Below are 22738 nucleotides of genomic sequence, written 5' to 3' on the forward strand. Positions count from 1 at the left end.
GGCAGCCTTTCAGTCGATTTCGATGCGCCGGCCCGTGGTGCGGTCGAACCAGTGCAGCTTACCGGGCACGGGCTGCACATGGATGGTGCTGCCCAGCGCCGGCGCGGGCACGGCCTCTTCGGTGCGCACGGTCAGCAATTCGTCGCCCAGCCGAGCGTGGATGAGCCGCTCGGCGCCGAGGAGTTCCACCGTGTCCACCTGCAGCGGCCAGCCGCTGTCAGAGAGCACCAGGTGCTCGGGCCGCACGCCGAGGATGGCGTTCGCCGGCCCGCCGAGGCCCGCTTGGGGCGCGTGCTGCAGCAGGTTCATCGGTGGCGAGCCGATGAAGCTCGCGACGAAGGTGCTGGCCGGGCGGTTGTAGACCGTCTCGGGTGTGTCGAACTGCTCCATGCGCCCGGCGTTCATGACGATCATGCGCTGCGCGAGCGTCATCGCTTCGACCTGGTCGTGGGTCACGAACAGCGAGGTGATGCCCAGCTCCCGGTGCAGCTTGCGGATTTCCAGCCGCGTCTGCGCGCGCAGCTTGGCGTCGAGGTTCGAGAGCGGCTCGTCGAACAAAAATGCCTGCGGCTCGCGCACGATGGCGCGGCCCATCGCCACCCGCTGACGTTGGCCGCCCGAGAGTTCACGCGGTTTACGCTTGAGCAAGGCGCCGAGCTCCAGGATGCCGGCCGCCTTGTCCACGCGGCGTTGGATCTCGTCCTTGGGCACGCCCGCGATCTTGAGGCCATAGGCCATGTTGTCGAACACGCTCATGTGCGGATAGAGCGCATAGTTCTGGAACACCATGGCGATGTCGCGCCGGGCGGGCTCGAGGTCGTTGACTACGCGCTCGCCGATGCGGATTTGTCCCTCGGTGATTTCCTCGAGGCCCGCCACCATGCGCAGCAAGGTGGATTTGCCGCAGCCCGAAGGGCCGACGACGACGACGAATTCACCGTCTTCGATGCGTGCGTCCACGCCGTGGAGCACCTCGACCGCGTGTTTGCCGCGGCCGTAGCGTTTGATGACCTGCTGGAGTTCGATGGAAGCCATGGATCGTGTTGGGGTTCAGCGGCAAGGGGCGGCTATTTTTCGGTGTCGACCAGGCCCTTGACGAACCACTTTTGCATGAGGATGACGACGAGCGCCGGCGGAATCATGGCGAGCAGCGCGGTGGCCATCACGACGTTCCATTCGTTGGCCGCGTCGCCGCCCGAAATCATGCGCTTGATGCCCACGACCACCGGGTACATGTCCTCGTTGGTCGTCACCAGCAGCGGCCACAGATATTGGTTCCAGCCGTAAATGAACTGGATGACGAAGAGCGCCGCGATCGAGGTGGCCGACAAGGGCAGCAACACGTCCTTGAAGAAGCGCAGCGGCCCCGCTCCGTCCATGCGCGCAGCCTCCACGAGTTCGTCGGGCACGGTCAGGAAGAACTGGCGAAACAAAAAGGTCGCGGTCGCCGAGGCGATCAGCGGCACCGTGAGGCCCGCGTAGCTGTTGAGCAAGCCCAGGTCGGCCACCACCTTGTAAGTCGGCCCGATGCGAACCTCCACCGGCAGCATCAGTGTGACGAAGATCGCCCAGAAGAAGAACTGCCGAAACGGAAACCGAAAGTAGACGATCGCGAATGCCGACAGCAGTGAGATCGCGATCTTGCCCACCGTGATGATGAGCGCCGAAATCAGGCTGACCGTCATCATGCGGGCGACCGGCGCCGTCGACCCCGCGCCATCACCGCCGCCGCGCCAAGCCTGCGCCAGGTTCTCCAGCAGGTGCGACCCGGGGCTCATCGGCATGGGCACTTGCACGATGGCGTCGGCGGTCTGGGTGGCCGCGACGAAGGTGATGTAGAGCGGAAACGCAACCACCGCCACACCCAGCAATAGCACCAAGTGCGAGAGGAAATCCAGAAAGGGATGACGTTCGACCATGAGGCAAGCGCTGCGCGCTCAGTAAGTGACTTTCTTCTCGACGAAGCGGAACTGCACCACCGTGAGCGCAATCACGATCGCCATCAACACCACCGACTGCGCCGCCGAGCCGCCGAGGTCCATGGCTTTGAAGCCGTCGTAATACACCTTGTAGACCAGAATCGCGGTGTCCTTGCCGGGGCCACCCTGCGTGGCCGCGTCGACGATGGCGAACGTGTCGAAGAAGGCATACACCACGTTGATCACCAGCAAAAAGAAGGTGGTGGGCGAGAGCAGCGGGAAGATGATGGTCCAAAAACGCCGCCACGGCCCCGCGCCGTCGATGGCAGCCGCTTCGATCAGCGACTTCGGGATGCTTTGCAGGCCCGCGAGAAAGAACAGGAAGTTGTAAGAAATTTGCTTCCACACGGCGGCCATCACGATCAGCGCCATCGCATGGCGACTGTTGAGCAAGCTGTTCCATTCGATGCCGATGCGGCCGAGCGCATAGGTGACGATGCCGATGCTCGGCGCAAACATGAACAGCCACAGCACCCCGGCAACCGCTGGCGCGACCGCGTAAGGCCAGATCAGCAGCGTCTTGTAGAGGCTCGCGCCCCGCACCACCCGGTCGGCGAACACGGCGAGCGTGAGCGCGATCGACAAACCCAGAAACGCCACCAGCGCGGAGAACAACGCCGTCGTCTGGAAGGAGGCGAGGTAGGTCTCATCGGCAAACAAGCGGCGGAAGTTGTCCAGCCCCACCCATTCGACGCTCATGCCAAACGCGTCTTGCTGCTGCAGCGACTGCACCAGTGCCTGGCCCGCCGGCCAGAAAAAGAACACGGCGACGACGATCACCTGCGGGGCCAGCAGCACCCAGGGCAGCCAGGCACTTTGGAAGCGGACGCGTTTTTCGACAGCCATGAAAGAAATGGAAACGGTGCCACCCTCACGGGCGGCACCTGGGATGCACTTCGCGCGTGAGGGTCAGGACTTGTTGGCCTTCTCGAAGCGCTCGAGCTGCTCGTTGCCGCGCTTGACGATGCTGTCGAGGGCTTCCTTGGCCGCTTTCTTGCCGGCCCAAACCTGCTCGAGTTCTTCATCCTCGATGGCACGGATTTGCACGAAATTACCCAAACGGATACCGCGCGACTTGTCGGTGGTCTTGCGGATCATCTGGTTGACGGCGGTATCGGTGCCGGGGTTTTGCTTGTAAAAGCCCGACTTTTCCGTGAGTTCGAGCGCGGCCAGCGTGATCGGGAGGTAACCCGTGCGCTGGTGGCTCTTGGCCTGAACTTCGGGTTTGCTGAGGTAGTTGAAGAAGGCGGCTACACCCTTGTAATCCTTCGCTGGCTTACCCGCCATCACCCAAAGCGAAGCGCCGCCGATGATGGTGTTTTGCGGCGCGCCGGGTACGTCGGGGTAATACGGCAGCGGCGCGATGCCAAAGTTGAACTTCGCGTTCTTTTTAATGTTGGCATAGGTCGACGAGGAGCCGGTCTGCATGGCGCACTCACCCGAGTAGAACGGCGCGTCGCCCAGGTTGTTGCGGCCTTTGTAGACGAACAGGCCTTGCTTGGCCATGTTGGCGAGGTTCTCGATATGGCGCACATGCAGCGGGCTGTTGACCAGCAGCCGCGCGTCCAGGCCGTCGAAGCCGTTGTTCTTTGACGCAAACAAGGTGTTGTGCCAGGTCGAGAAGCTCTCGAGCTGGGTCCAGCCCTGCCAGCTCGTGGTGAACGGGCATTTGTGGCCGCTGGCCTTGAGCTTGGCGGCGGCAGCGACGAGTTCGGGCCAGGTGGCAGGTGCTTTCTCGGGGTCCAGGCCAGCGGCCTTGAACGCGTCCTTGTTGTAATTGAGGATGGTGGTCGAGCTGTTGAACGGGTAGCTCAGCATCTGGCCGTTGGGCGCGGTGTAGTAGCCCACGACGGCGGGGATGTACGCCTTGGGATCGAACTTGTAGCCCGCATCGGTGAGCACCTTGCCCACCGGCACGATGGCGCCCTTGCTGGCCATCATGGTGGCGGTGCCGACTTCGAACACCTGCAGGATGTGCGGCGCGTTTCCGGCGCGGAAGGCCGCGATCGCTGCGGTCATCGACTCGTCGTACTGGCCCTTGTAGACCGGGACGATCTTGTAGTCCTTCTGGCTGGCATTGAATTCGTTGGCAAGATCGGTTACCCAGTCGTTGAGGCCGCCCGTCATGGAGTGCCACCATTGAATCTCGGTTTGGGCCGCAGCGGGCAGGGCAAAGGCGGCCGCGAAAGCAGCGGCGATGAAGCTTCGTTTCATGGGATCTCCTGTGAACGGGGTCGGAACGGGGGCGATTGTGGCGCCGGTTTGTGACGATTCAATGTAAATCCGGTGACGGCCCGGGCGCATGAGGGTTTGTCCGCTCTTGTGGACCGAGCCGGCTTGGCCCCACCCCCGCCGTGTGAATGTTGCGCTGCGGTAACATTCTGGCCTCCGTCGGGTCGCCCCATCCGGGTGGCGGTTCGTGCCGGATGGTCTTTCGCGATGAACGCTCCCACACCTTTGCATCACCTCCTGGCCCACGGCGACGATCAGCCGCGCCTACGCGAGATCCCCTACAACTACACCTCGTTCTCGGACCGCGAGATCGTGATTCGGCTGCTGGGCGCGCGCGCCTGGACGCTGCTCGAGCAGCTGCGCGAAGAGCGCCACACCGGCCGCTCGGCGCGCATGCTGTACGAGGTGCTGGGCGACATCTGGGTGGTGCAGCGCAACCCCTATTTGCAAGACGACCTGCTCGACAACCCCAGGCGCCGGCAGATGCTGGTCGAGGCGCTGCACCATCGCCTCGCCGAGATCGACAAGCGACGCACGCCCGAGGCCGATGCCGGCCGCGACGCGCTGGTGGCCGAACTGCTCGGCATGGCCCGGCAGGCGGTCGAGGGCTTCGATGCGGGCCTGCGCGAGGTCGCGGCCTTGCGGCGCCAGGCGCTGCGGGCTTTGGGCCGCTGCACCGCGCGCGACAACATCAAGTTCGACGGCCTCTCGCGCGTCTCGCATGTGACCGACGCGACCGACTGGCGCGTGGAGGTGCCTTTCGTCGTGCTCACGCCCGACTCCGAGGCCGAGATGGCCGCGCTGGTGCGCGCGTGCATCGAACTGGGCCTGACCATCATCCCGCGGGGCGGCGGCACCGGCTACACCGGCGGCGCCGTGCCGCTGACCTGGAAGAGCGCGGTCATCAACACCGAGAAGCTCGAAGGCATGGGCGCGGTCGAGATGCGGCGGCTGCCGGGGGTGGATCGGGACGTGCCCACGATCTGGACCGAGGCCGGCGTGGTCACGCAACGCGTCGCCGATGCCGCCGAGCGCGCGGGCTTTGTGTTTGCGGTCGATCCCACCTCGGCCGATGCGTCGTGCATCGGCGGCAACATTGCGATGAACGCCGGCGGCAAGAAGGCGGTGCTGTGGGGCACGGCGCTCGACAACCTCGCGAGCTGGCGCATGGTCACGCCCGACGCGCAGTGGCTCGAGGTCACGCGGCTCGACCACAACCTCGGCAAGATCCATGATGCGGAGGTCGCCCGCTTCGAACTGCAGTATTTCGAGGCCGACGGCAAAACCCGCGTGCGCAGCGAAATCCTCGAAATTCCCGGTGCCGTCTTTCGCAAGGAAGGCCTGGGCAAGGACGTCACCGACAAGTTTCTTGCCGGCCTGCCGGGGGTGCAGAAGGAGGGGTGCGATGGCCTCATCACCAGCGCGCGCTGGGTGTTGCACCGCATGCCGGCGCACACGCGCACGGTGTGTCTGGAGTTTTTCGGCCACGCGCGCGACGCGGTGCCGAGCATCGTCGAGATCAAGGACTTTCTGTTCGCCGAGGCCAAGCGCTCCGGCGTGGTGCTGGCCGGTCTGGAGCACCTCGATGACCGCTATCTGAAGGCGGTCGGTTACGCCACCAAGAGCAAGCGCGGTGGTCTGCCCAAGATGGTGTTGTTTGGCGACATTGCGGGGGACGACCCGGACGCCGTCGCGCGCGCGACGAGTGAGGTGGTGCGTCTGGCCAATGCGCGCGGGGGCGAGGGCTTCATCGCTGTCAGCCCCGAAGCGCGCAAGAAATTCTGGCTCGATCGCAAGCGCACGGCGGCGATCAGCCGCCACACCAACGCCTTCAAGATCAACGAAGACGTGGTGATCCCGCTGCCGCGCATGGCCGAATACACCGACGGCATCGAGCGCATCAACATCGAGCTGTCGCTGCGCAACAAGCTGCGCCTGTGCGACGAGCTTGAGGCCTTTCTCTCGGGTGGCAGCCTGCCGCTGGCTCCCCAAGGCGAGGGCGGCGAGGTGCCCCCGGCGGAACTGCTCGACGAGCGTGTGGCGCAGGCGCTGACGCTGGTGCGCGAAGTTCGTGCGCAGTGGCAGGGCTGGCTCGATCAGGTCGATGCCTTGTTTCCGCAGCTGCAAAACCACGAGCTGCGTGCGAGTTGGAAGACCCAGCTACGCGCGCCCTTGCGCGCGATCTTCACCGGCGGGGCGTTCGCGCCCATCCTCGAAGAATGCAACGCGATCCACCAGCGCGTGCTCAAAGGCCGGGTCTGGGTGGCGCTGCACATGCACGCGGGTGACGGCAATGTGCACACCAACATTCCGGTCAACAGCGACGACTACGAGATGCTGCAGACCGCGCACGAAGCCGTGCGACGCATCATGGCGCTGGCGCGTTCGCTCGACGGTGTGATTTCGGGTGAGCACGGCATCGGCATCACCAAGCTCGAATTCCTCAGCGACGAGGAACTGCGGCCCTTCGCCGAATACAAGCGCCGCGTCGACCCCGAGGGTCGGTTCAACCGCGGCAAGCTGCTGCGGGGTGCCGGGCGGCCGACCGGTGAGCCCGGCGCGCCGGTGTACGCGAGCGACCTCGAACACGCCTACACCCCGAGCTTTGGCCTCATGGGGCACGAGTCGCTCATCATGCAGCAGAGCGACATCGGCGCGATCGCCGACAGCGTCAAAGACTGCCTGCGCTGCGGCAAGTGCAAGCCGGTGTGCGCGACCCATGTGCCGCGTGCGAACCTGCTCTATTCACCGCGCAACAAGATCCTGGCGACCTCGCTGTTGATCGAGGCTTTCCTGTACGAAGAACAGACCCGCCGGGGCGTCTCGATCAAGCATTGGCAGGAGTTCGAGGACGTGGCCGACCATTGCACGGTGTGCCACAAATGCCTCACGCCCTGCCCGGTGAACATCGATTTTGGCGATGTGACCATGGCCATGCGCAACCTGCTGCGCAAGATGGGCAAGAAGTCCTTCCGACCCGGCAACGCGGCGGCGATGCTGTTCCTCAACGCCACCCATCCCGAAACCATCAAGCTCATGCGCAGCGCGATGGTGGACGTGGGTTTCAAGGCGCAGCGCCTGGCCAACCGCGTGCTCAAGGTCGCGGCGCGCCGCCAGACCGCGCGCCCGCCGGCGACGCACGGCCCAGCGCCAGTGCGCGAGCAGGTGATCCATTTCATCAACAAAAAGATGCCGGGCGGGCTGCCGAAGAAGACGGCGCGCGCGCTGCTCGACATCGAGGACAAGGACTACGTTCCCATCATCCGCAACCCGGTAGCCACCACGCCCGAATCCGAAGCGGTGTTCTACTTCCCCGGCTGCGGTTCCGAGCGGCTGTTCAGCCAGGTGGGGCTGGCCACCCAAGCCATGCTCTGGCATGCGGGGGTGCAGACCGTGCTGCCGCCGGGGTATCTGTGCTGCGGCTATCCGCAACGCGGCTCGGGCGAGTTCGACAAGGCCGACAAAATCATCACCGACAACCGCGTGCTGTTCCACCGGGTCGCCAACACGCTCAACTATCTCGACATCCGCACCGTGGTGGTGAGCTGCGGCACCTGCTACGACCAGCTTCAGGGCTACCGCTTCGAAGATATTTTCCCCGGCTGCCGCATCATCGACATCCACGAGTTCCTGCTGGAAAAAGGCATCACGCTGCCGGCGGGGCAGGGTGGCTTCCTCTACCACGAGCCCTGCCACAACCCGATGAAACTCGGCGACTCGATGAAGACCGTCCAGGCGCTGGTCGGCGACCAGGTGCTCAAGAGCGAGCGCTGCTGCGGCGAGTCGGGCACGTTGGGCGTCACCCGGCCCGACATCGCGACCCAGGTCCGCTTCAGCAAAGAAGAGTCGATCCGCCGCGGCGAGGCGGCGCTGCGTTCCAGCGGTGCAGTCGCGCCAGGCGCGAACGTCAAGATCCTCACCAGCTGCCCGAGCTGCCTGCAAGGCCTCAAACGCTACGAGGACGACTTGCAAAACGGCCTGCTCGAAGCCGACTACATCGTCGTCGAGATGGCGCGTCAGATTCTCGGCGAGGACTGGCTGCCGCGATACGTCGCTGCGGCCAACGCCGGCGGCATCGAGCGCGTGCTGGTTTGAGAGGCTGAACCCACCCAACGCAGGAGACTTCCATGGCCGGCCTCAAGACCGACACCCCGACACCGGTGGATCTCACGGTGCACGGCGCCTCGCGCGTGCTCGAAATCGCGTTCTCGGACGGCGCGCGCTTTCGCATTCCGTTCGAGCTCATGCGCATCTACTCGCCCTCGGCCGAGGTGCAGGGCCATGGGCCCGGGCAGGAGGTGCTGCAAACCGGCAAGCGCGAGGTCGACATCGTTGCGCTCGAGCCCGTGGGCAACTACGCGGTGCAACCGACCTTCTCCGACGGCCACGACAGCGGCATCTTTACCTGGGAATATCTCTACTTCCTCGGCGCCAACGAGCAGGCGCTCTGGGCGGAGTACGCGTCGCGCCTGGCTGCGACCGGGCTGGACCGCGACGCCCCCATGCCGGAAAAATCGGGGGGCGGGTGCCACTCCCATTGATCTCAAAATGAGAGCAATGAAGGGCCGTTTTTTGCTGGCAAACGGCGGATTTGTTTGATTTTTTGGCCGCAAGGCCCCCTGACCCATGAGCACCACGCATTTCGGATTCGAGACGGTCGACGAGCAAGAGAAGGCCCAACGCGTGCGGCGCGTGTTCGACAGCGTCGCGCCCAAGTACGACCTGATGAACGACCTGATGTCGGCAGGGCTGCATCGTCTTTGGAAGGCGTACACGGTCATGGTGGCCGACGTCCGCGAGGGCCACCAGGTGCTCGACATCGCTGGCGGAACGGGCGACCTCGCGCTGGCTTTCGCCCGTAAGGTCGGCACGCGTGGCTGCGTCGTGCACACCGACATCAACGAATCCATGTTGCGTGTCGGGCGCGACCGGCTGCTCGATGCCGGCGTCGTGTTGCCCACCGTGGTTTGCGACGCCGAACAATTGCCATTTCCCGATGCGCGCTTCGACCGGGTCAGCGTCGCCTTCGGCCTGCGCAACATGACCCACAAGGACGTGGCGCTGCGCGAGATGAATCGCGTGCTCAAGCCCGGTGGCAAGCTGCTCGTGCTCGAGTTCTCGAAAGTGGCCAAGCCACTCGAAAAGGCCTACGACTGGTATTCGTTCAAGGTACTGCCGACCTTGGGCCGATGGGTGGCGGGCGACGACGCCAGTTACCGCTACCTCGCCGAGTCCATACGCATGCACCCGGACCAAGAAGCGCTCAAAGCCCTCATGAAACAAACCGGCTTTGGTCATGTGGATTACCACAACCTCACCGGTGGCATCGTCGCGCTTCATGTTGGAATCAAGTGCTAGGGCAACCCTGAGCCAGTCCCTCGCGCGCTGCGCATCCCGGCCGCGGGCGGTCTGCGTCGTTGCAAATCCTCGCCATAGCTGCGGCTATGGCTGCGGTTTGCGCCTCGCATCCCATCCCGCGGCCGGGCGCGCACCATCGCGGGAACTGATTCAGGGTTGCCCCAGGCAACGCTGAACTTCAGGCTTTGGACTGAGCGTTGCCTCCACACCGAATCAACCTTGGGAGCACTCATGAAACAACTTTGGTCTGTCGCCCTGGTCCTGGCCCTGGCCCTTGGCAGTCTCGATGCCGAAGCGGCGCGGCGGCTGGGTGGCGGAAAGTCGATCGGTCAGCAGTCGAGCCAGGTGACGCAGCGCTCGGCGAATCCGAATCCGCCCGCCGCACCGGGCGCGCCTGCTCAGAGCGCGGCGCCAGCCCAAGCGCCGAAAGCGCCGGCGGCTGCGGCTCCGGCACCGAAGCGCCCTTGGGGCGCGATGCTCGGCGGGCTGGCCGCGGGTCTGGGCTTGGCATGGCTGGCCCACTCGCTCGGTTTGGGTGGGGCGTTTGGGTCGGTGTTGTTGCTGGTGTTGCTCGGCTTCGTCGTCGTGGCGGTCGTCGCGGCTTTGATGCGCCGCCGCGCTGCGCCGCAGCCGGCCCTGGCGGGCGCGGCGGGCGCTCCAGGCGCGCTGCGCAGCTACAGCCCGGACAAGGTGGGCAACGATGCGTCGGCCCGGCCGTGGGAGCGTGACCTCACGCCCGCCGGTGGATCGATGATCGGCTCGGCGCTCGGTACGCCGTCTCAGGCGGGCGCCCTGGACGGCCCTCAGGGCTGGGGCATTCCGGCGGGCTTCGACGTGGCGGGTTTTCTCGACGCGGCCAAGCGCAATTTCGTGACCCTCCAGGCGGCTTGGGACCGCGCCGACATGGCGACGCTGCGCTCGATGATGACCGACGCCATGGTCGCTGAAATTCAAGCGCAGCTCGCTGAACGCGAACGCCACGGCTCGGGCGTGCCGAACCACACCGAGGTCGTGATGCTCGACGCTCGCTTGCTCGGCATCGAGGATCTCGGCGACGCCTATCTGGCCAGTGTGGAGTTCAATGGCGTCATCCGGGAGGAACCGGGGGCGGCGCCGACACCGTTCCGCGAAGTCTGGAATCTCTCCAAGCCCAAGCAGGGCCTCAGCGGCTGGCTGGTTGCTGGCGTGCAAGCCCTGCAGTAATCCCGATGGTCACACAGCCGGGGTACGCGGCCTCGGCTGTTTGCGAACCCCGCTCGGGGTGGGGCGAGTCGCTTTCAGGGAATAATCGCACCCCATGACGACGCCCTTCCCGTTCTCCGTACTCGAGGCTCTCCCGCAAGCCTTGCCTGCTGGCCTCAAGCCTCCGCCCTGGCTGATCCATGAGCTGCAGCAGCGGCTGGTGCTGCTGCTCAATCATGTGCTGATGCAGGAGCCGGCGGCGATGCAGCGGCTCCAGCGCCTGCACGGCCGGCAGATTCAGGTGGCCTGGCAGCAATGGGACATCCTGTTGCAGATCACCCCGGCCGGCTTGTTCGAGTCGGTCGAAGCCGGTGAGGTCGCGCCCGATCTGGTGCTGACCGTCAGCGAACCTTCGCCCTGGGCGGTGGCTCAGATGCTGCTCAAGGGCGAGAAGCCTCCGGTGCGCATCGAAGGTGATGTGCAACTGGCCGCCGAGGTCCAGTGGCTGGCCGACCATGTGCGCTGGGACGTCGAAGAGGACCTCGCACGCATCCTCGGAGATGCGCCGGCGCATGCGTTGGCCGAGGCGGGCCGCACGCTGCTTGCGGCCGTGCGGCGTTTCGTCGCAGGCCGCGCCGAGCGGCCGGTCGAGTCCGCATGAACCAGGTGCCCGTCGATCAACGGGGGCGGCGATGAGGCAGCTATGGCGTGGCGCCTTCATCCTTTGGGTGGCGGTGCGCTTTGGTCTCGACGAACTCGTCCTCAACGCCTTTTCGCATCGGGGGTTGCGGGCGCTCGCGCGGGCCACGCGCCTCGGACGCGACCTGAGCGCGCCCCGCGGTCAGCGGCTGCGCGAGGCGCTCGAAGCCTTGGGGCCGATCTTCGTCAAGTTCGGTCAGGTGCTGTCCACGCGCCGCGACCTGCTGCCGCCCGACATCGCCGATGAGCTCGCGCGGCTGCAGGACCGCGTGCCCCCGTTCGATTCGGCCGTGGCCGTGGCCATCATCGAGCGCGCGTTTGGTCGCCCGGTCGGCGAAATCTTCACCCGCTTCGAGCGCGAGCCGGTCGCCAGCGCCTCCATCGCACAGGTGCATTTCGCGCGTCTCAAGGGCCGCGACGGGATCGAGCGCGACGTGGCCGTCAAGGTTTTACGCCCCGGCATGCAGCCGGTCATCGAAAAAGACCTTGCGCTCATGCGCATGATGGCCGGCTGGGTCGAGCGGCTCAGCGCCGATGGGCGACGCCTCAAACCCCGCGAGGTGGTCGCCGAGTTCGACACCTATTTGCATGACGAGCTCGACCTCGTGCGCGAAGCGGCCAACGCCGCGCAGTTGCGGCGCAACATGGAGGGGCTCGACCTGGTGCTCATTCCCGAGATGTATTGGGATTACTGCACCAGCGAGGTCATCGTGATGCAGCGCATGACGGGAGTGCCGATCAGTCAGGTCGAGCGCCTGCGGGCGGCTGGGGTCGACCTCAAGAAGCTCGCGCGCGATGGCGTCACGATCTTCTTTACCCAGGTCTTTCGCGATGGGTTCTTCCACGCCGACATGCACCCGGGCAACATCATGGTCAGCCTGGAGCGGGCCACGTTTGGTCGCTACATCTCGCTCGATTTCGGCATCGTGGGCACGCTGACCGAGTTCGACAAAGAGTATCTCGCGCAGAACTTCACCGCTTTTTTCCGCCGCGACTACAAGCGCGTGGCCGAACTGCACATCGAGTCAGGCTGGGTGCCCCCCGAGACGCGCGTCGACGCGCTCGAGTCGGCGATTCGCTCGGTCTGTGAACCTTATTTCGATCGGCCGCTGGCCGAGATTTCGCTCGGCATGGTGCTGCTGCGGCTGTTCCAGACCTCGCGGCGTTTCAACGTCGAAATTCAGCCGCAGCTGGTGTTGCTGCAAAAGACGCTGCTCAACATCGAGGGCCTGGGCCGTGAGCTCGACCCCGAACTGGATTTGTGGAGCACGGCCAAGCCGTTCCTGGAGCGCTGGATGATGGAGCAGGTTGGCCCGCAGCGCCTGTGGGAGGAAATGCGCGCCCAGGGGCCGCAGTACGCCAAGATCCTGCCGCAGCTGCCACGGCTGCTGCACGACTATCTGAAGTCGGATCGGGCGCGGCTCGAGCGCGAAACGCTCGAACTGCTGCGAGAACAGCGCCGCACCAACCGGCTGCTGCAGGCACTGTTGTACGGCGGGCTGGGCTTCGTCCTGGGTTTGATCGTGATGCAACTCGTCCTGCGCATGCGCTTGTCCGGTGTCCTGTGAAGTTTGAGGCAACGCTGAACCCGTCTCTCGCACGCCAACGCGGGCACGGATTCCGCATCGCCTGGAGATTTTTTGCGGAGATCCTCCATGTTGATCGGTTTCATCGTCTTCTATCTGCTCGCCTCGGTGGCCATAGGCTTGCTCGCGGCGCGTCGGGTGCACAACACCGCCGACTACGCGGTGGCGGGCCGCAGCCTGCCGATGGCCGTCGTGGTCGCGACGACGTTTGCGACCTGGTTCGGCTCTGAGACGGTGCTGGGTGTATCTGCCCGCTTCGTGGATGGTGGCCTGGGCGCGGTGGTCGAAGATCCGTTTGGTGCCTCGATGTGCCTGGTTCTCGTCGGCCTGTTCTTCGCGGGCAAGCTCTACCCGCGAAAACTCATCACGCTGGGCGACTATTACCGTCAACGCTACGGCCGTGCGGTCGAGGTCACCTGCTCGCTCATCATTCTGTTGAGTTACCTCGGCTGGGTCGCCGCGCAGATCACGGCGCTTGGCCTCGTGTTTTCGATGCTGGCGCCCGACCATGTGAGCGTCGCCGGGGGTATGGTTCTAGGGACGCTGGTCGTGCTCGTCTACACGCTCTACGGCGGAATGTGGTCGGTGGCACTGACCGACTTCGTGCAGATGATCGTCATCGCGGCCGGCTTGCTGGCGATCGCCTGGTTTGCGGCCGACCTGGCGGGCGGGGCGGCTCGGGTGTACACCTACGCCGCGCAGGCGGACAAGCTGCGGTTTTTCCCCAAGGGCGGCATGCACGACTGGTTGTTCTTCATCGGGGCTGCGATCACGATGATGCTGGGCTCGATTCCGCAGCAGGATGTGTTTCAGCGCGTCATGTCCTCGCGGAACGTCCAGATCGCCCGCCGCGGCCCCATCGTGGGCGGCCTGCTGTATCTCGGCTTTGCCTTCATTCCGATGTTCGTCGTCACCGCCGCCGTGCTGGTGATGCCCGAGGCCACGGGTCTGCTCCAGGAAGATCCGCAAAAAGTGCTGCCCACGCTGGTCTTGAACCATATGCCGCCCGTTCTGCAGGTGGCGTTCTTCGGCGCACTGCTCTCGGCCATCATGTCCACCGCCTCGGCGACGCTGCTGGCTCCGAGCACGACCTTCGTCGAGAACATCTTGCGCAACCTTCGGCCGGGCATGAGCGACCAGCAAACCTTGCGGGCCATGCGCTTGACGGTGCTGATCTTTACCGCCTGCGTGCTGAGTTATGCGGTCGCGATGCAGGGCACGTCGATATATGAACTGGTATCCAGTGCCTACCAGGTGCCGCTGGTTGGCGCTTTCGTGCCGCTGGTCGCAGGCTTGTATTGGGAGCGCTCGACGACTCAGGGGGCGGTCCTGTCGGTGGCGGCGGGCTTGCTGGTTTGGCTGGTTTTCATGTTGACGCCGGCGCTGGGGCAAGCGTTCCCGCAGCAACTCGCGGGGCTGCTGGCCGCGTTTCTTGGCATGGCGGGGGGCTCGCTCGGGCCGCAGTGGATACGGAACCACACCGGGCATGTCCACCACTTCGAGGCGTCGGCCGAGCCGATCGGTCGTGGGGCTTGAAGAGAGGCTTGGGTGCCTATAATTCAAGGCTTTGCCTTTCACACTGTCCTTTGAAGCCATGCCAATCTACGCTTACCGTTGTGAGTCCTGTGGTCATGCCAAGGACGTTTTGCAAAAAATGTCGGATGCTCCGCTCACGAAGTGTCCTGCCTGCGGGGCGGAGACCTTTCGAAAGCAGGTCACGGCGGCCGGGTTCCAGCTCAAGGGCTCGGGCTGGTACGTGACGGACTTCCGCGGCGGTTCCTCAGGCGCCGCCGCCACCGCGACGGCATCGTCCGCTGCGGCGACCGAATCCAAGAGCGAGTCGACTGCCACAGCCTCCGCTGGCGAGTCCGGCGCATGCGGCGCGGCCTGCGCATGCCACTGAAGCCGTCTCTTTAAGCGCATTCGCCCGCACCGCCCATGAAGCGCCGCTTCCAGCAGTATTTCATTACCGGCCTGCTGGTGTGGCTGCCCATGGGCGTCACGATCTGGGTGCTGACCTGGCTGGTCGGCCTGCTCGACGGCATCTTCCTCGCCATGCTCGGGGCCGTCACGGCGGTCGTCCCGGGCCTGGCCGTCATCACCGAGCCGCTGCGTCATATTCCGGGGCTCGGGGTCATCCTGGTTGCGTCCGGAATTTTGCTGACCGGCCTTTTCGTTGCCAACATGTTTGGCCAGTGGTGGCTGCGCCAGTGGCACCGACTGATGACGCGGATTCCCGTGGTCCGCAGCATCTACAACAGCGTCAAGCAGGTTGCGGACACGCTGTTTTCAGGCTCGGGCCATGCGTTTTCCAAGGCCTTGTTGATCCAGTATCCGCGGCCAGGTTCGTGGACGATCGCCTTTCTCACCGGCAAGCCCGGGGGCGAGGTGGCGGCCCATCTGGTTGGCGAGCACGTGAGCGTTTACGTGCCGACCACGCCCAACCCCACTTCCGGTTTTTTTCTCATGGTTCCGCGTTCGGACGTCATTGAGCTCGAGATGAGCGTCGACGCGGCTTTGAAATACATCATCTCGATGGGTGTCGTGGCTCCGGATGCCGCGGCCAATCGGCCCGCCCACTCCTGAAGATGTGCCCCCCGGTGTTTCTGGTTGCAGAGGCATCTCACTGCGCTGAAAGTCTCCCATGTCCATGCGAACTCACTATTGCGGTCTGGTGACCGAATCCCTCATCGGTCAAAACGTCAGTCTTTGCGGCTGGGTCAATCGCCGGCGCGACCACGGCGGCGTGATCTTTGTCGATTTGCGCGACCGGGAAGGCTATGTGCAGGTGGTCTGCGACCCCGACCGCCCCGAGATGTTCCAGGTCGCCGAGGGGCTACGCAACGAGTTCTGCATTCAGGTTCGTGGGGTCGTGCGGGCTCGCCCCGAGGGCACGGTCAATGAGCAGCTCAAGAGCGGCAAGGTCGAGGTTCTGTGTCACGAGATCGTCGTGCTCAACCCCTCGGTCACGCCGCCGTTCCAACTCGACGACGAGAACCTCTCGGAAACCACGCGGCTGACGCACCGCGTGCTCGATCTGCGTCGCCCCTACATGCAGCGCAACCTCATGTTGCGCTACCGTGTGGCGATGGCGGTGCGCAAGTTTCTTGACGCGCATGGCTTTATCGACATCGAGACGCCGATGCTCACCAAGTCGACCCCCGAAGGTGCGCGCGACTACCTCGTGCCGAGCCGCGTCCATCCCGGCATGTTTTTCGCACTGCCGCAGTCGCCTCAGTTGTTCAAGCAGTTGCTGATGGTGGCGGGCTACGACCGCTATTACCAGATCACCAAGTGCTTCCGCGACGAAGACCTGCGCGCCGACCGTCAGCCCGAGTTCACGCAGATCGATATCGAGACCTCCTTCCTCACCGAGCAGGAAATCCGTGACCTGTTCCAGGGCATGATCAGCGGCGTGTTCCAGGAAGTGCTGGGCGTAGACCTGGGCACCTTCCCGGTCATGCCCTATAGCGAAGCGATGCACCGCTACGGCTCGGACAAGCCCGACCTGCGGGTGAAGCTGGAGTTCACCGAACTCACCGACGTCATGGCCGATGTGGACTTCAAGGTCTTCTCTGGCCCCGCGCAAACGCCTGGTGGTCGCGTGGTCGCCCTGTGCGTGCGCGGCGGCGCGGAAATGCCGCGCAGCGAGATCGATGCGCTGACCGAGTTCGTCAAGATTTACGGCGCCAAGGGCTTGGCCTGGATCAAGGTCAACGAGCTCGCCAAGGGCCGAGACGGCCTGCAGAGCCCGATCGTCAAGAACCTGCACGACCGCGCCATCGAGGCCATCCTCACGCGCACCGGCGCGCGCGACGGTGACATCATCTTCTTCGGTGCGGACAAAGCGAAGATCGTCAACGACGCCATCGGCGCGCTGCGCCTGAAGATCGGCCACAGCGAACTGGCGAAGAAGAACGGCCTGTTCGAAGACCGCTGGGCGCCGCTGTGGGTGGTCGATTTCCCCATGTTCGAGTTCGACGAAGAGGAAAACCGCTGGAACGCGGTGCACCACCCGTTTACCGCACCCAAGGACGGCCACGAAGACTACATGGAGTCCGACCCCGGCCGCTGCTTGGCCAAAGCGTACGACATGGTGCTCAACGGCTGGGAACTCGGCGGCGGCTCGATTCGGATCCACCGTGCCGACGTCCAGAGCAAGGTGTTTGCCGCCCTCAAAATTTCGCCCGAAGACGCCCAGGCCAAGTTTGGCTTCCTGCTCGATGCACTGCAGTACGGCGCGCCGCCGCACGGTGGCCTGGCCTTCGGTTTGGACCGCCTCATCACGCTGATGACCGGCGCCGAGTCGATCCGTGACGTGATTGCCTTTCCGAAGACCCAGCGCGCGCAATGTCTGCTCACACACGCGCCGAGCCCGGTCGATGAAAAGCAGCTGCGCGAACTGCACATTCGCCTGCGCACGCCGGCAGCGGCAAGCTGAGTAGAGACCCGCCGATCGAGCGGCGGGTCTTTGAAATGCAAAGAAAACCCGGCAGACGCCGGGTTTTTCTTTGCGCCCGATTCACCGCGCCGAGAGGCGCTGCAACTGGGCTTCGATTTTTTCGAGCTGGGCGCGGAAGTCGGTCACACGCTGGCGCTCTTGCGCGATCACGGCCGGCGGTGCTTTGGCGACGAAGGCTTCGTTGCCGAGCTTGCCTTCGGCCTTGGCGATCTCGCCGCGCAGGCGGGCGGCCTCTTTGCTCAAGCGGGCTTGCTCGGCGGCAATGTCGATTTCCATGAAAAGGCAGAGCCGCGCGTCGCCCACCACGGCGACCGGCGCGGTCTGTGCCGCCGCGGCCCATGAGGCTTCGTCGTCGAACACGCGGACTTCACTGAGCTTGGCGAGCGACTGCAGCACGGCCGCGTGGGCACGCAGGAAGGCTGCATCGCCGACCGCGTAGAGCGGCAGCCGCGTGGCGGGCGAGACGCCGAGTTCGCCGCGCAGCGTGCGGCAGGCCTCGACGATGCTTTTGAGGTGCGCGACCTCGGCCTCGGCGGCGGGGTCGATGCGCTCGGGTTGAGCCTCGGGGTAGGGCGCGATGCTGACCGACTCGCCGGGGCGGCCGGCCACCGGCGCGACCTTTTGCCAGAGTTCTTCGGTGATGAAGGGAATGATTGGGTGGGCGAGGCGCAACACGGTCTCGAGCGTGCGGATCAGGGTGCGGCGGGTCGCACGCTGCTGCTCGAGCCGGCCGGTTTGGATCTGCACTTTGGCGATTTCGAGGTACCAGTCGCAGAACTCGTTCCAGACGAAGTCATAAATCGCGTTGGCGACGTTGTCGAGCCGGTAGTCCGCGAAGCCTTGCGCGACTTCGGCCTCGACGCGCTGCAGCGCCGAGACGATCCAGCGATCGGCCTGGCTGAAGTCGAGATAGCCGCCGGGCGTGCAGGCTTCGGCGCCATGGTCTGCGAGCCCGCAGTCCTGACCCTCGCAGTTCATCAGCACGAAGCGCGTGGCGTTCCAGAGCTTGTTGCAGAAGTTGCGGTAGCCCTCGCAGCGCTTGGTGTCGAAGTTGATGCTGCGGCCCAAAGAGGCGAGCGCCGCGAAGGTCAAGCGCAGCGCGTCGGCGCCGTAGGCCGGGATGCCGCTCGGAAACTCACGCTCGGTCGCCTTGCGGACCTGGGGCGCGGTTTCGGGTCGGCGCAGGCCGGTGGTGCGCTTCTCCAGCAGGGTCGGCAGGTCGATGCCGTCGATCAGGTCGACCGGGTCGAGCACGTTGCCCTCGGACTTGCTCATCTTCTTACCCTGGGCGTCGCGGATCAGGCCGTGGATGTAGACGTCGCGGAAGGGCACGCGGCCGGTGAAGTGCGTGGTCATCATGATCATCCGGGCGACCCAGAAGAAAATGATGTCGTAGCCAGTGACCAGCACCGAACTGGGCAGATAGAGGTCGTAGTCCTTGAGCGGATTGGGGTCGTCGACGCTTTCGGGCCAGCCCATGGTCGAAAACGGCACGAGCGCGCTCGAATACCAGGTGTCGAGCACGTCGGGGTCGCGCGTGAGCCGCTTGCCGGCGCCGGCTTGAGCCTGCGCTTCGGCCTCGGTCCGGGCGACATAGACCTGGCCGTCTTCGTCGTACCAGGCGGGAATCTGGTGACCCCACCAGAGCTGACGGCTGATGCACCAGTCCTGGATGTTATTCATCCACTGGTTGTAGGTGTTGACCCAGTTCTCGGGCACGAAACGCACCTGGCCCGAGGCCACGGCGTGGATGGCTTTCTCAGCGATCGAGGTGCCGCTGGTGTTCTTCTCGTTGCCCTTGCTGGTCATGGCGACGAACCACTGGTCGGTCAGCATGGGCTCGATCACCTGTCCGGTGCGGGTGCAGCGCGGCACCATGAGCCGGTGCTTCTTCACCTCGACCAGCAGTCCCGCGGCTTCGAGGTCGGCGACGATGCGTTTGCGCGCCTCGAAGCGGTCGAGGCCCCGGTAGGCGCTGGGGGCGTGCTCGTTGATGGTGGCGTCAGGGTTGAGCACACCGATGATGGGTAGGCCGTGCCGCTGCCCAACCGCGTAGTCGTTGGCGTCGTGCGCCGGCGTGACTTTGACCACGCCGGTGCCGAATTCCCGGTCGACGTATGCGTCGGCGATGACGGGGATTTCCCGGTCGCACAGCGGCAGCTTCACGAACTGGCCGACCAGGTGCCGATAGCGCTCGTCTTCCGGGTGGACCATCACGGCCACGTCGCCCAGCAGCGTTTCGGGGCGGGTGGTGGCGACGGTCAGGTGGCCCGAGCCGTTGACCAAGGGATAGGCAATGTGCCAGAGGAAGCCGTCTTCTTCCTCGCTCTCCACCTCGAGATCGGAGACGGCGGTTTTGAGCACGGGGTCCCAGTGCACCAAGCGCTTGCCGCGGTAGATCAAGCCCTGCTCGTAGAGCCGAACGAAGGTTTCGGTGACCACGCGCGAGAGCTTCTCGTCCATCGTGAAGTATTCGCGGCTCCAGTCGACCGAGTCGCCCAGGCGTCGCATCTGGCGCGTGATGGTGTTGCCCGACTGCTCCTTCCACTCCCAGACCTTGGCGACGAAATTCTTGCGTGCTTCTTCCGGGGTAGGGCCCATGTCGTAGCGGCTGACGCCTTGAGCCTGCAACTGCCGCTCCACGACGATCTGGGTGGCGATGCCGGCATGGTCGGTGCCTGGGATCCAGACCGTGTTGAAGCCGCGCATGCGGTGGTAGCGCGTCAGGCTGTCCATGATGGTCTGGTTGAACGCATGGCCCATGTGCAGCGTGCCGGTCACGTTGGGCGGCGGCAACTGGATCGCGAACGCAGGTGCCCCGGCCTTCGGGGCGCCCGTGCCCCGATAGCCCGCGCGGCCATAACCGCGGCGCTCCCACTCGGGCCCCCAGCGTTGCTCGATGGGGGCGGGTTCGAAAGACTTGGCAAGGCTGGCAAGGCCGCTCTGGATGGGCTGATCGGTCATGGAGGCGTTGGGGTACGGGGGCTGAAAGACGGGCGCAAGCGGCTGCGCAAGCCGCGGCGCGCAAACCCCTGATTCTAGGCAACGCTCAACAAGCCCCTCGCGCGCGCAGCAGCTTGCTGAGTGCCGACGCCGGGATCCTGTACCGACTGCGGGCGGCCTGCGGCATGCTCGTGTTCGCCAGGGGCCGCGACGGTGCCGCGTTAGGTTGTGGTAATCGACTCGATAGAAAAACTCAACTGGATTTGCGCCGATGATGGGGCTAACGTGAAGACGTCCGCGTTCGGCCACTCTGCGGTGCGTGGCGCGCCCGCAGGGTGGGCTGGGCGAGACGGACCTGCCAATACCCATTTCACCCTCAGGAGCACACCATGCCTACATTGAAAGGTTCGCGAACCGAGCAATGCCTCAAGGACGCCTTTGCCGGCGAGTCGATGGCCAACCGCCGCTATCTCTATTTCGCCAACAAGGCCGACGTCGAAGGTCAAAACGACGTCGCTGCGCTCTTCCGCTCGACCGCGGAAGGGGAAACCGGCCATGCGCACGGTCACCTCGAGTTCCTCGAGCAGTCGGGCGACCCCGCCACGGGGATGCCGATCGGCACCACGCGGCAGAACCTCGCCTCGGCCGTGGCGGGTGAAACGCACGAGTACACCGACATGTACCCGGGCATGGCCAAGACGGCGCGTGAGGAAGGATTCGACGAGATCGCCGACTGGTTCGAGACGCTGGCCAAGGCCGAACGCTCGCACGCCAACCGTTACACCAAGGCGCTGAACGAACTCGTCGACTGAGTGTTTCGTGTGTTGGGCACCGGTGCAGGCCGGCGCCCAATGCACGAAGCGCTACAAGCCCGGCAAAGCCGCCTGCGTGCAGCGGCTGCCGTCTCGACATACCGGAGGAACGCATGGCCACCGAAGGCAATCTGCAAGCACCGACCCGGCATCCGCTGGACTGGAAGAGCCCCGAGTTCTACGACGAGGCTTCGTGCTTCAAGGAACTCGAGCGCATCTTCGACATCTGCCACGGCTGCCGTCGGTGCGTGAGTCTGTGCGCGGCGTTCCCGACCCTGTTCGACCTCGTCGACGAGGGGCCGACGGGCGAGGTCGACGGGGTCGACAAGAAGGACTATTGGAAGGTCGTGAACCAGTGTTACATGTGCGACCTGTGCTACATGACCAAGTGTCCGTACACGCCGCCGCACCCGTGGAACCTGGACTTTCCGCACACCATGCTGCGCGCCAAGGCGATCAAGTTCAAGAAGGGCGAGGTGCATGCTGCGGAGCGATTCCTGGCTTCGACCGACGTGCACGGGCAGTTCGCGGGCATCCCGATCGTGGTGCAGGTAGCCAATGCGGTCACGCATACGAAAGCGGCGCGCTCGGTGTTGGAGTCGGTCGCGGGCGTCGACCGGGACGCCTGGCTGCCGGACCTCGCCACGCAACGTTTTCGCTGGGCGGCGCCCAAAGCCAAGGCGGGCCGTGTGGTCGATGGTGAGAAGACGCCGGGCAAGGTGGCGATCTTCTCCACCTGCTACATCAACTACAACGAGCCCGGCATCGGTCTGGACCTGCTCAAGATCCTCGACCACAACGAAGTGCCCTATGTGATCGTCGAGAAAGAGCGCTGCTGCGGCATGCCCAAACTCGAACTGGGCGACCTCGAATCGGTCGATGCCGCCAAGCGCGCGAACATCCCGGTGCTGGCACGGTATGCGCGCGAGGGCTATGCGATCCTCGCTGCCGTGCCGAGCTGTGCCTTGATGTTCAAGCAGGAGATTCCCTTGATGTACCCCGAAGACGCCGAGGTGCAGCTGGTCAAGCAACACATGTGGGATCCGTTCGAGTATTTGATGGCGCGTAAACGCGACGGGCTGCTCAAGACCGAATTTCCGCGCCCGCTGGGCAAGGTGAGCTACCAGATTCCCTGCCACGGCCGGGTGCAGAACATCGGCCGCAAGACCGAAGAGATGCTCAAGATGATTCCGGGCACCGACATCCACACGGTCGAGCGCTGCTCGGGGCACGCGGGCACCTATGGCGTCAAGAAGGCCACGCACCAGACAGCCATGAAAATCGGCAAGCCCGTCTTCAAGGCCATGGCGCAGATGAAGGATGGCAGCCCGCCGGACTACATCAGCTCCGACTGCCCGCTGGGCGGGCACCACATCGCGCAAGGATTCGAAGTCAACCAGCTCGGCACGCCCGAGCTCAAGCACCCGCTGACGCTCGTGCGCCAGGCCTACGGGCTGGACTGAGCGCGCCGTACGCCAGCGCCTT

The 22738-nt window shown here is 64.9% G+C and carries 17 protein-coding genes; 12 read left to right on the forward strand and 5 right to left on the reverse strand.

From position 1 onward, the window contains the following. Positions 1-9: 9 nt before the first annotated feature. The 4 genes from ugpC to ugpB form a co-directional block, all read right to left on the reverse strand. Positions 10-1035, reverse strand: coding sequence for a sn-glycerol-3-phosphate ABC transporter ATP-binding protein UgpC (gene ugpC / locus EDC62_RS11400; protein WP_124223865.1), 1026 nt, complete (start codon positions 1033-1035; stop codon positions 10-12). Positions 1036-1067: 32 nt separating this feature from the next. Beyond that, the gene (ugpE, locus tag EDC62_RS11405; protein ID WP_124223867.1) at positions 1068-1919 is read right to left on the reverse strand and encodes a sn-glycerol-3-phosphate ABC transporter permease UgpE; all 852 of its coding nucleotides are present in this window, start codon (positions 1917-1919) and stop codon (positions 1068-1070) included. 18 nt (positions 1920-1937) lie between these two features. Then, positions 1938-2825 (reverse strand): sn-glycerol-3-phosphate ABC transporter permease UgpA, encoded by an 888-nt coding sequence (gene ugpA / locus EDC62_RS11410; protein ID WP_124223869.1) that lies wholly within the window; start codon positions 2823-2825, stop codon positions 1938-1940. Between the two features lie 63 nt (positions 2826-2888). Next, positions 2889-4193, reverse strand: coding sequence for a sn-glycerol-3-phosphate ABC transporter substrate-binding protein UgpB (ugpB, locus tag EDC62_RS11415; protein WP_124223871.1), 1305 nt, complete (start codon positions 4191-4193; stop codon positions 2889-2891). A 225-nt stretch (positions 4194-4418) separates the two neighbouring features. Between ugpB and EDC62_RS11420 the strand changes: the two genes are divergently transcribed. From EDC62_RS11420 to aspS, 10 genes are all read left to right on the forward strand, one after another. Further along, positions 4419-8306, forward strand: coding sequence for a DUF3683 domain-containing protein (locus EDC62_RS11420; protein ID WP_124223873.1), 3888 nt, complete (start codon positions 4419-4421; stop codon positions 8304-8306). Positions 8307-8338: 32 nt separating this feature from the next. Beyond that, a complete protein-coding gene (locus tag EDC62_RS11425) occupies positions 8339-8752 on the forward strand; it encodes a gamma-butyrobetaine hydroxylase family protein (RefSeq protein ID WP_124223876.1) in 414 nt (137 codons plus the stop codon). Positions 8753-8837: 85 nt separating this feature from the next. After that, a complete protein-coding gene (gene ubiE, locus EDC62_RS11430) occupies positions 8838-9569 on the forward strand; it encodes a bifunctional demethylmenaquinone methyltransferase/2-methoxy-6-polyprenyl-1,4-benzoquinol methylase UbiE (RefSeq protein WP_124223879.1) in 732 nt (243 codons plus the stop codon). Positions 9570-9800: 231 nt separating this feature from the next. Continuing rightward, complete coding sequence (locus tag EDC62_RS11435) at positions 9801-10772, forward strand: Tim44 domain-containing protein (RefSeq protein ID WP_124223881.1); 972 nt, start codon at positions 9801-9803, stop codon at positions 10770-10772. Positions 10773-10866: 94 nt separating this feature from the next. After that, on the forward strand, positions 10867-11412 hold the full coding sequence (locus EDC62_RS11440; protein WP_124223883.1) for a hypothetical protein: 546 nt from the start codon (positions 10867-10869) through the stop codon (positions 11410-11412). Between the two features lie 31 nt (positions 11413-11443). After that, the gene (ubiB, locus tag EDC62_RS11445; RefSeq protein ID WP_124223885.1) at positions 11444-13018 is read left to right on the forward strand and encodes a ubiquinone biosynthesis regulatory protein kinase UbiB; all 1575 of its coding nucleotides are present in this window, start codon (positions 11444-11446) and stop codon (positions 13016-13018) included. Between the two features lie 87 nt (positions 13019-13105). Beyond that, on the forward strand, positions 13106-14572 hold the full coding sequence (locus EDC62_RS11450; protein ID WP_124223887.1) for a high affinity choline transporter 1: 1467 nt from the start codon (positions 13106-13108) through the stop codon (positions 14570-14572). A gap of 58 nt (positions 14573-14630) precedes the next feature. Next, positions 14631-14939, forward strand: coding sequence for an FmdB family zinc ribbon protein (locus tag EDC62_RS11455; RefSeq protein WP_124223889.1), 309 nt, complete (start codon positions 14631-14633; stop codon positions 14937-14939). Between the two features lie 35 nt (positions 14940-14974). Next, entirely contained in the window at positions 14975-15622 is a 648-nt protein-coding gene (locus EDC62_RS11460; RefSeq protein WP_124223891.1) for a DUF502 domain-containing protein, read from the forward strand. Positions 15623-15680: 58 nt separating this feature from the next. Continuing rightward, on the forward strand, positions 15681-17477 hold the full coding sequence (gene aspS, locus EDC62_RS11465; protein ID WP_124223893.1) for an aspartate--tRNA ligase: 1797 nt from the start codon (positions 15681-15683) through the stop codon (positions 17475-17477). Positions 17478-17558: 81 nt separating this feature from the next. Here the strand turns inward: aspS and EDC62_RS11470 are convergent, their stop codons facing one another. After that, the gene (locus EDC62_RS11470; RefSeq protein WP_124223895.1) at positions 17559-20462 is read right to left on the reverse strand and encodes a valine--tRNA ligase; all 2904 of its coding nucleotides are present in this window, start codon (positions 20460-20462) and stop codon (positions 17559-17561) included. 368 nt (positions 20463-20830) lie between these two features. On the opposite strand from EDC62_RS11470, the gene EDC62_RS11475 reads away from it, so the two are divergent. Both EDC62_RS11475 and EDC62_RS11480 read left to right on the forward strand, forming a co-directional pair. Next, positions 20831-21253 carry a rubrerythrin family protein gene (locus tag EDC62_RS11475; protein ID WP_124223897.1) on the forward strand — a complete coding sequence of 141 codons (423 nt, stop codon included), beginning with the start codon at positions 20831-20833 and terminating at the stop codon, positions 21251-21253. A 113-nt stretch (positions 21254-21366) separates the two neighbouring features. Then, positions 21367-22716, forward strand: coding sequence for a heterodisulfide reductase-related iron-sulfur binding cluster (locus EDC62_RS11480; protein WP_124223899.1), 1350 nt, complete (start codon positions 21367-21369; stop codon positions 22714-22716). The last annotated feature ends 22 nt before the right edge of the window (positions 22717-22738 follow it).

It is taken from the genome of Tibeticola sediminis (assembly GCF_003843835.1).
Lineage (GTDB): Bacteria > Pseudomonadota > Gammaproteobacteria > Burkholderiales > Burkholderiaceae_C > Tibeticola > Tibeticola sediminis.

Excerpts from the sequence above, each read along its gene's own strand:
- EDC62_RS11435 (WP_124223881.1), top strand. The coding sequence starts at position 9,801 with ATGAAACAACTTTGGTCTGTCGCCCTGGTCCTGGCCCTGGCCCTTGGC.
- ubiB (WP_124223885.1), top strand. The coding sequence starts at position 11,444 with ATGAGGCAGCTATGGCGTGGCGCCTTCATCCTTTGGGTGGCGGTGCGC.
- EDC62_RS11425 (WP_124223876.1), top strand. The coding sequence starts at position 8,339 with ATGGCCGGCCTCAAGACCGACACCCCGACACCGGTGGATCTCACGGTG.
- EDC62_RS11475 (WP_124223897.1), top strand. The coding sequence starts at position 20,831 with ATGCCTACATTGAAAGGTTCGCGAACCGAGCAATGCCTCAAGGACGCC.
- EDC62_RS11460 (WP_124223891.1), top strand. The coding sequence starts at position 14,975 with ATGAAGCGCCGCTTCCAGCAGTATTTCATTACCGGCCTGCTGGTGTGG.
- ugpB (WP_124223871.1), bottom strand. The coding sequence starts at position 4,193 with ATGAAACGAAGCTTCATCGCCGCTGCTTTCGCGGCCGCCTTTGCCCTG.
- ugpE (WP_124223867.1), bottom strand. The coding sequence starts at position 1,919 with ATGGTCGAACGTCATCCCTTTCTGGATTTCCTCTCGCACTTGGTGCTA.
- ugpA (WP_124223869.1), bottom strand. The coding sequence starts at position 2,825 with ATGGCTGTCGAAAAACGCGTCCGCTTCCAAAGTGCCTGGCTGCCCTGG.
- EDC62_RS11455 (WP_124223889.1), top strand. The coding sequence starts at position 14,631 with ATGCCAATCTACGCTTACCGTTGTGAGTCCTGTGGTCATGCCAAGGAC.
- EDC62_RS11450 (WP_124223887.1), top strand. The coding sequence starts at position 13,106 with ATGTTGATCGGTTTCATCGTCTTCTATCTGCTCGCCTCGGTGGCCATA.
- ubiE (WP_124223879.1), top strand. The coding sequence starts at position 8,838 with ATGAGCACCACGCATTTCGGATTCGAGACGGTCGACGAGCAAGAGAAG.
- ugpC (WP_124223865.1), bottom strand. The coding sequence starts at position 1,035 with ATGGCTTCCATCGAACTCCAGCAGGTCATCAAACGCTACGGCCGCGGC.
- EDC62_RS11420 (WP_124223873.1), top strand. The coding sequence starts at position 4,419 with ATGAACGCTCCCACACCTTTGCATCACCTCCTGGCCCACGGCGACGAT.
- EDC62_RS11470 (WP_124223895.1), bottom strand. The coding sequence starts at position 20,462 with ATGACCGATCAGCCCATCCAGAGCGGCCTTGCCAGCCTTGCCAAGTCT.
- EDC62_RS11440 (WP_124223883.1), top strand. The coding sequence starts at position 10,867 with ATGACGACGCCCTTCCCGTTCTCCGTACTCGAGGCTCTCCCGCAAGCC.
- EDC62_RS11480 (WP_124223899.1), top strand. The coding sequence starts at position 21,367 with ATGGCCACCGAAGGCAATCTGCAAGCACCGACCCGGCATCCGCTGGAC.
- aspS (WP_124223893.1), top strand. The coding sequence starts at position 15,681 with ATGTCCATGCGAACTCACTATTGCGGTCTGGTGACCGAATCCCTCATC.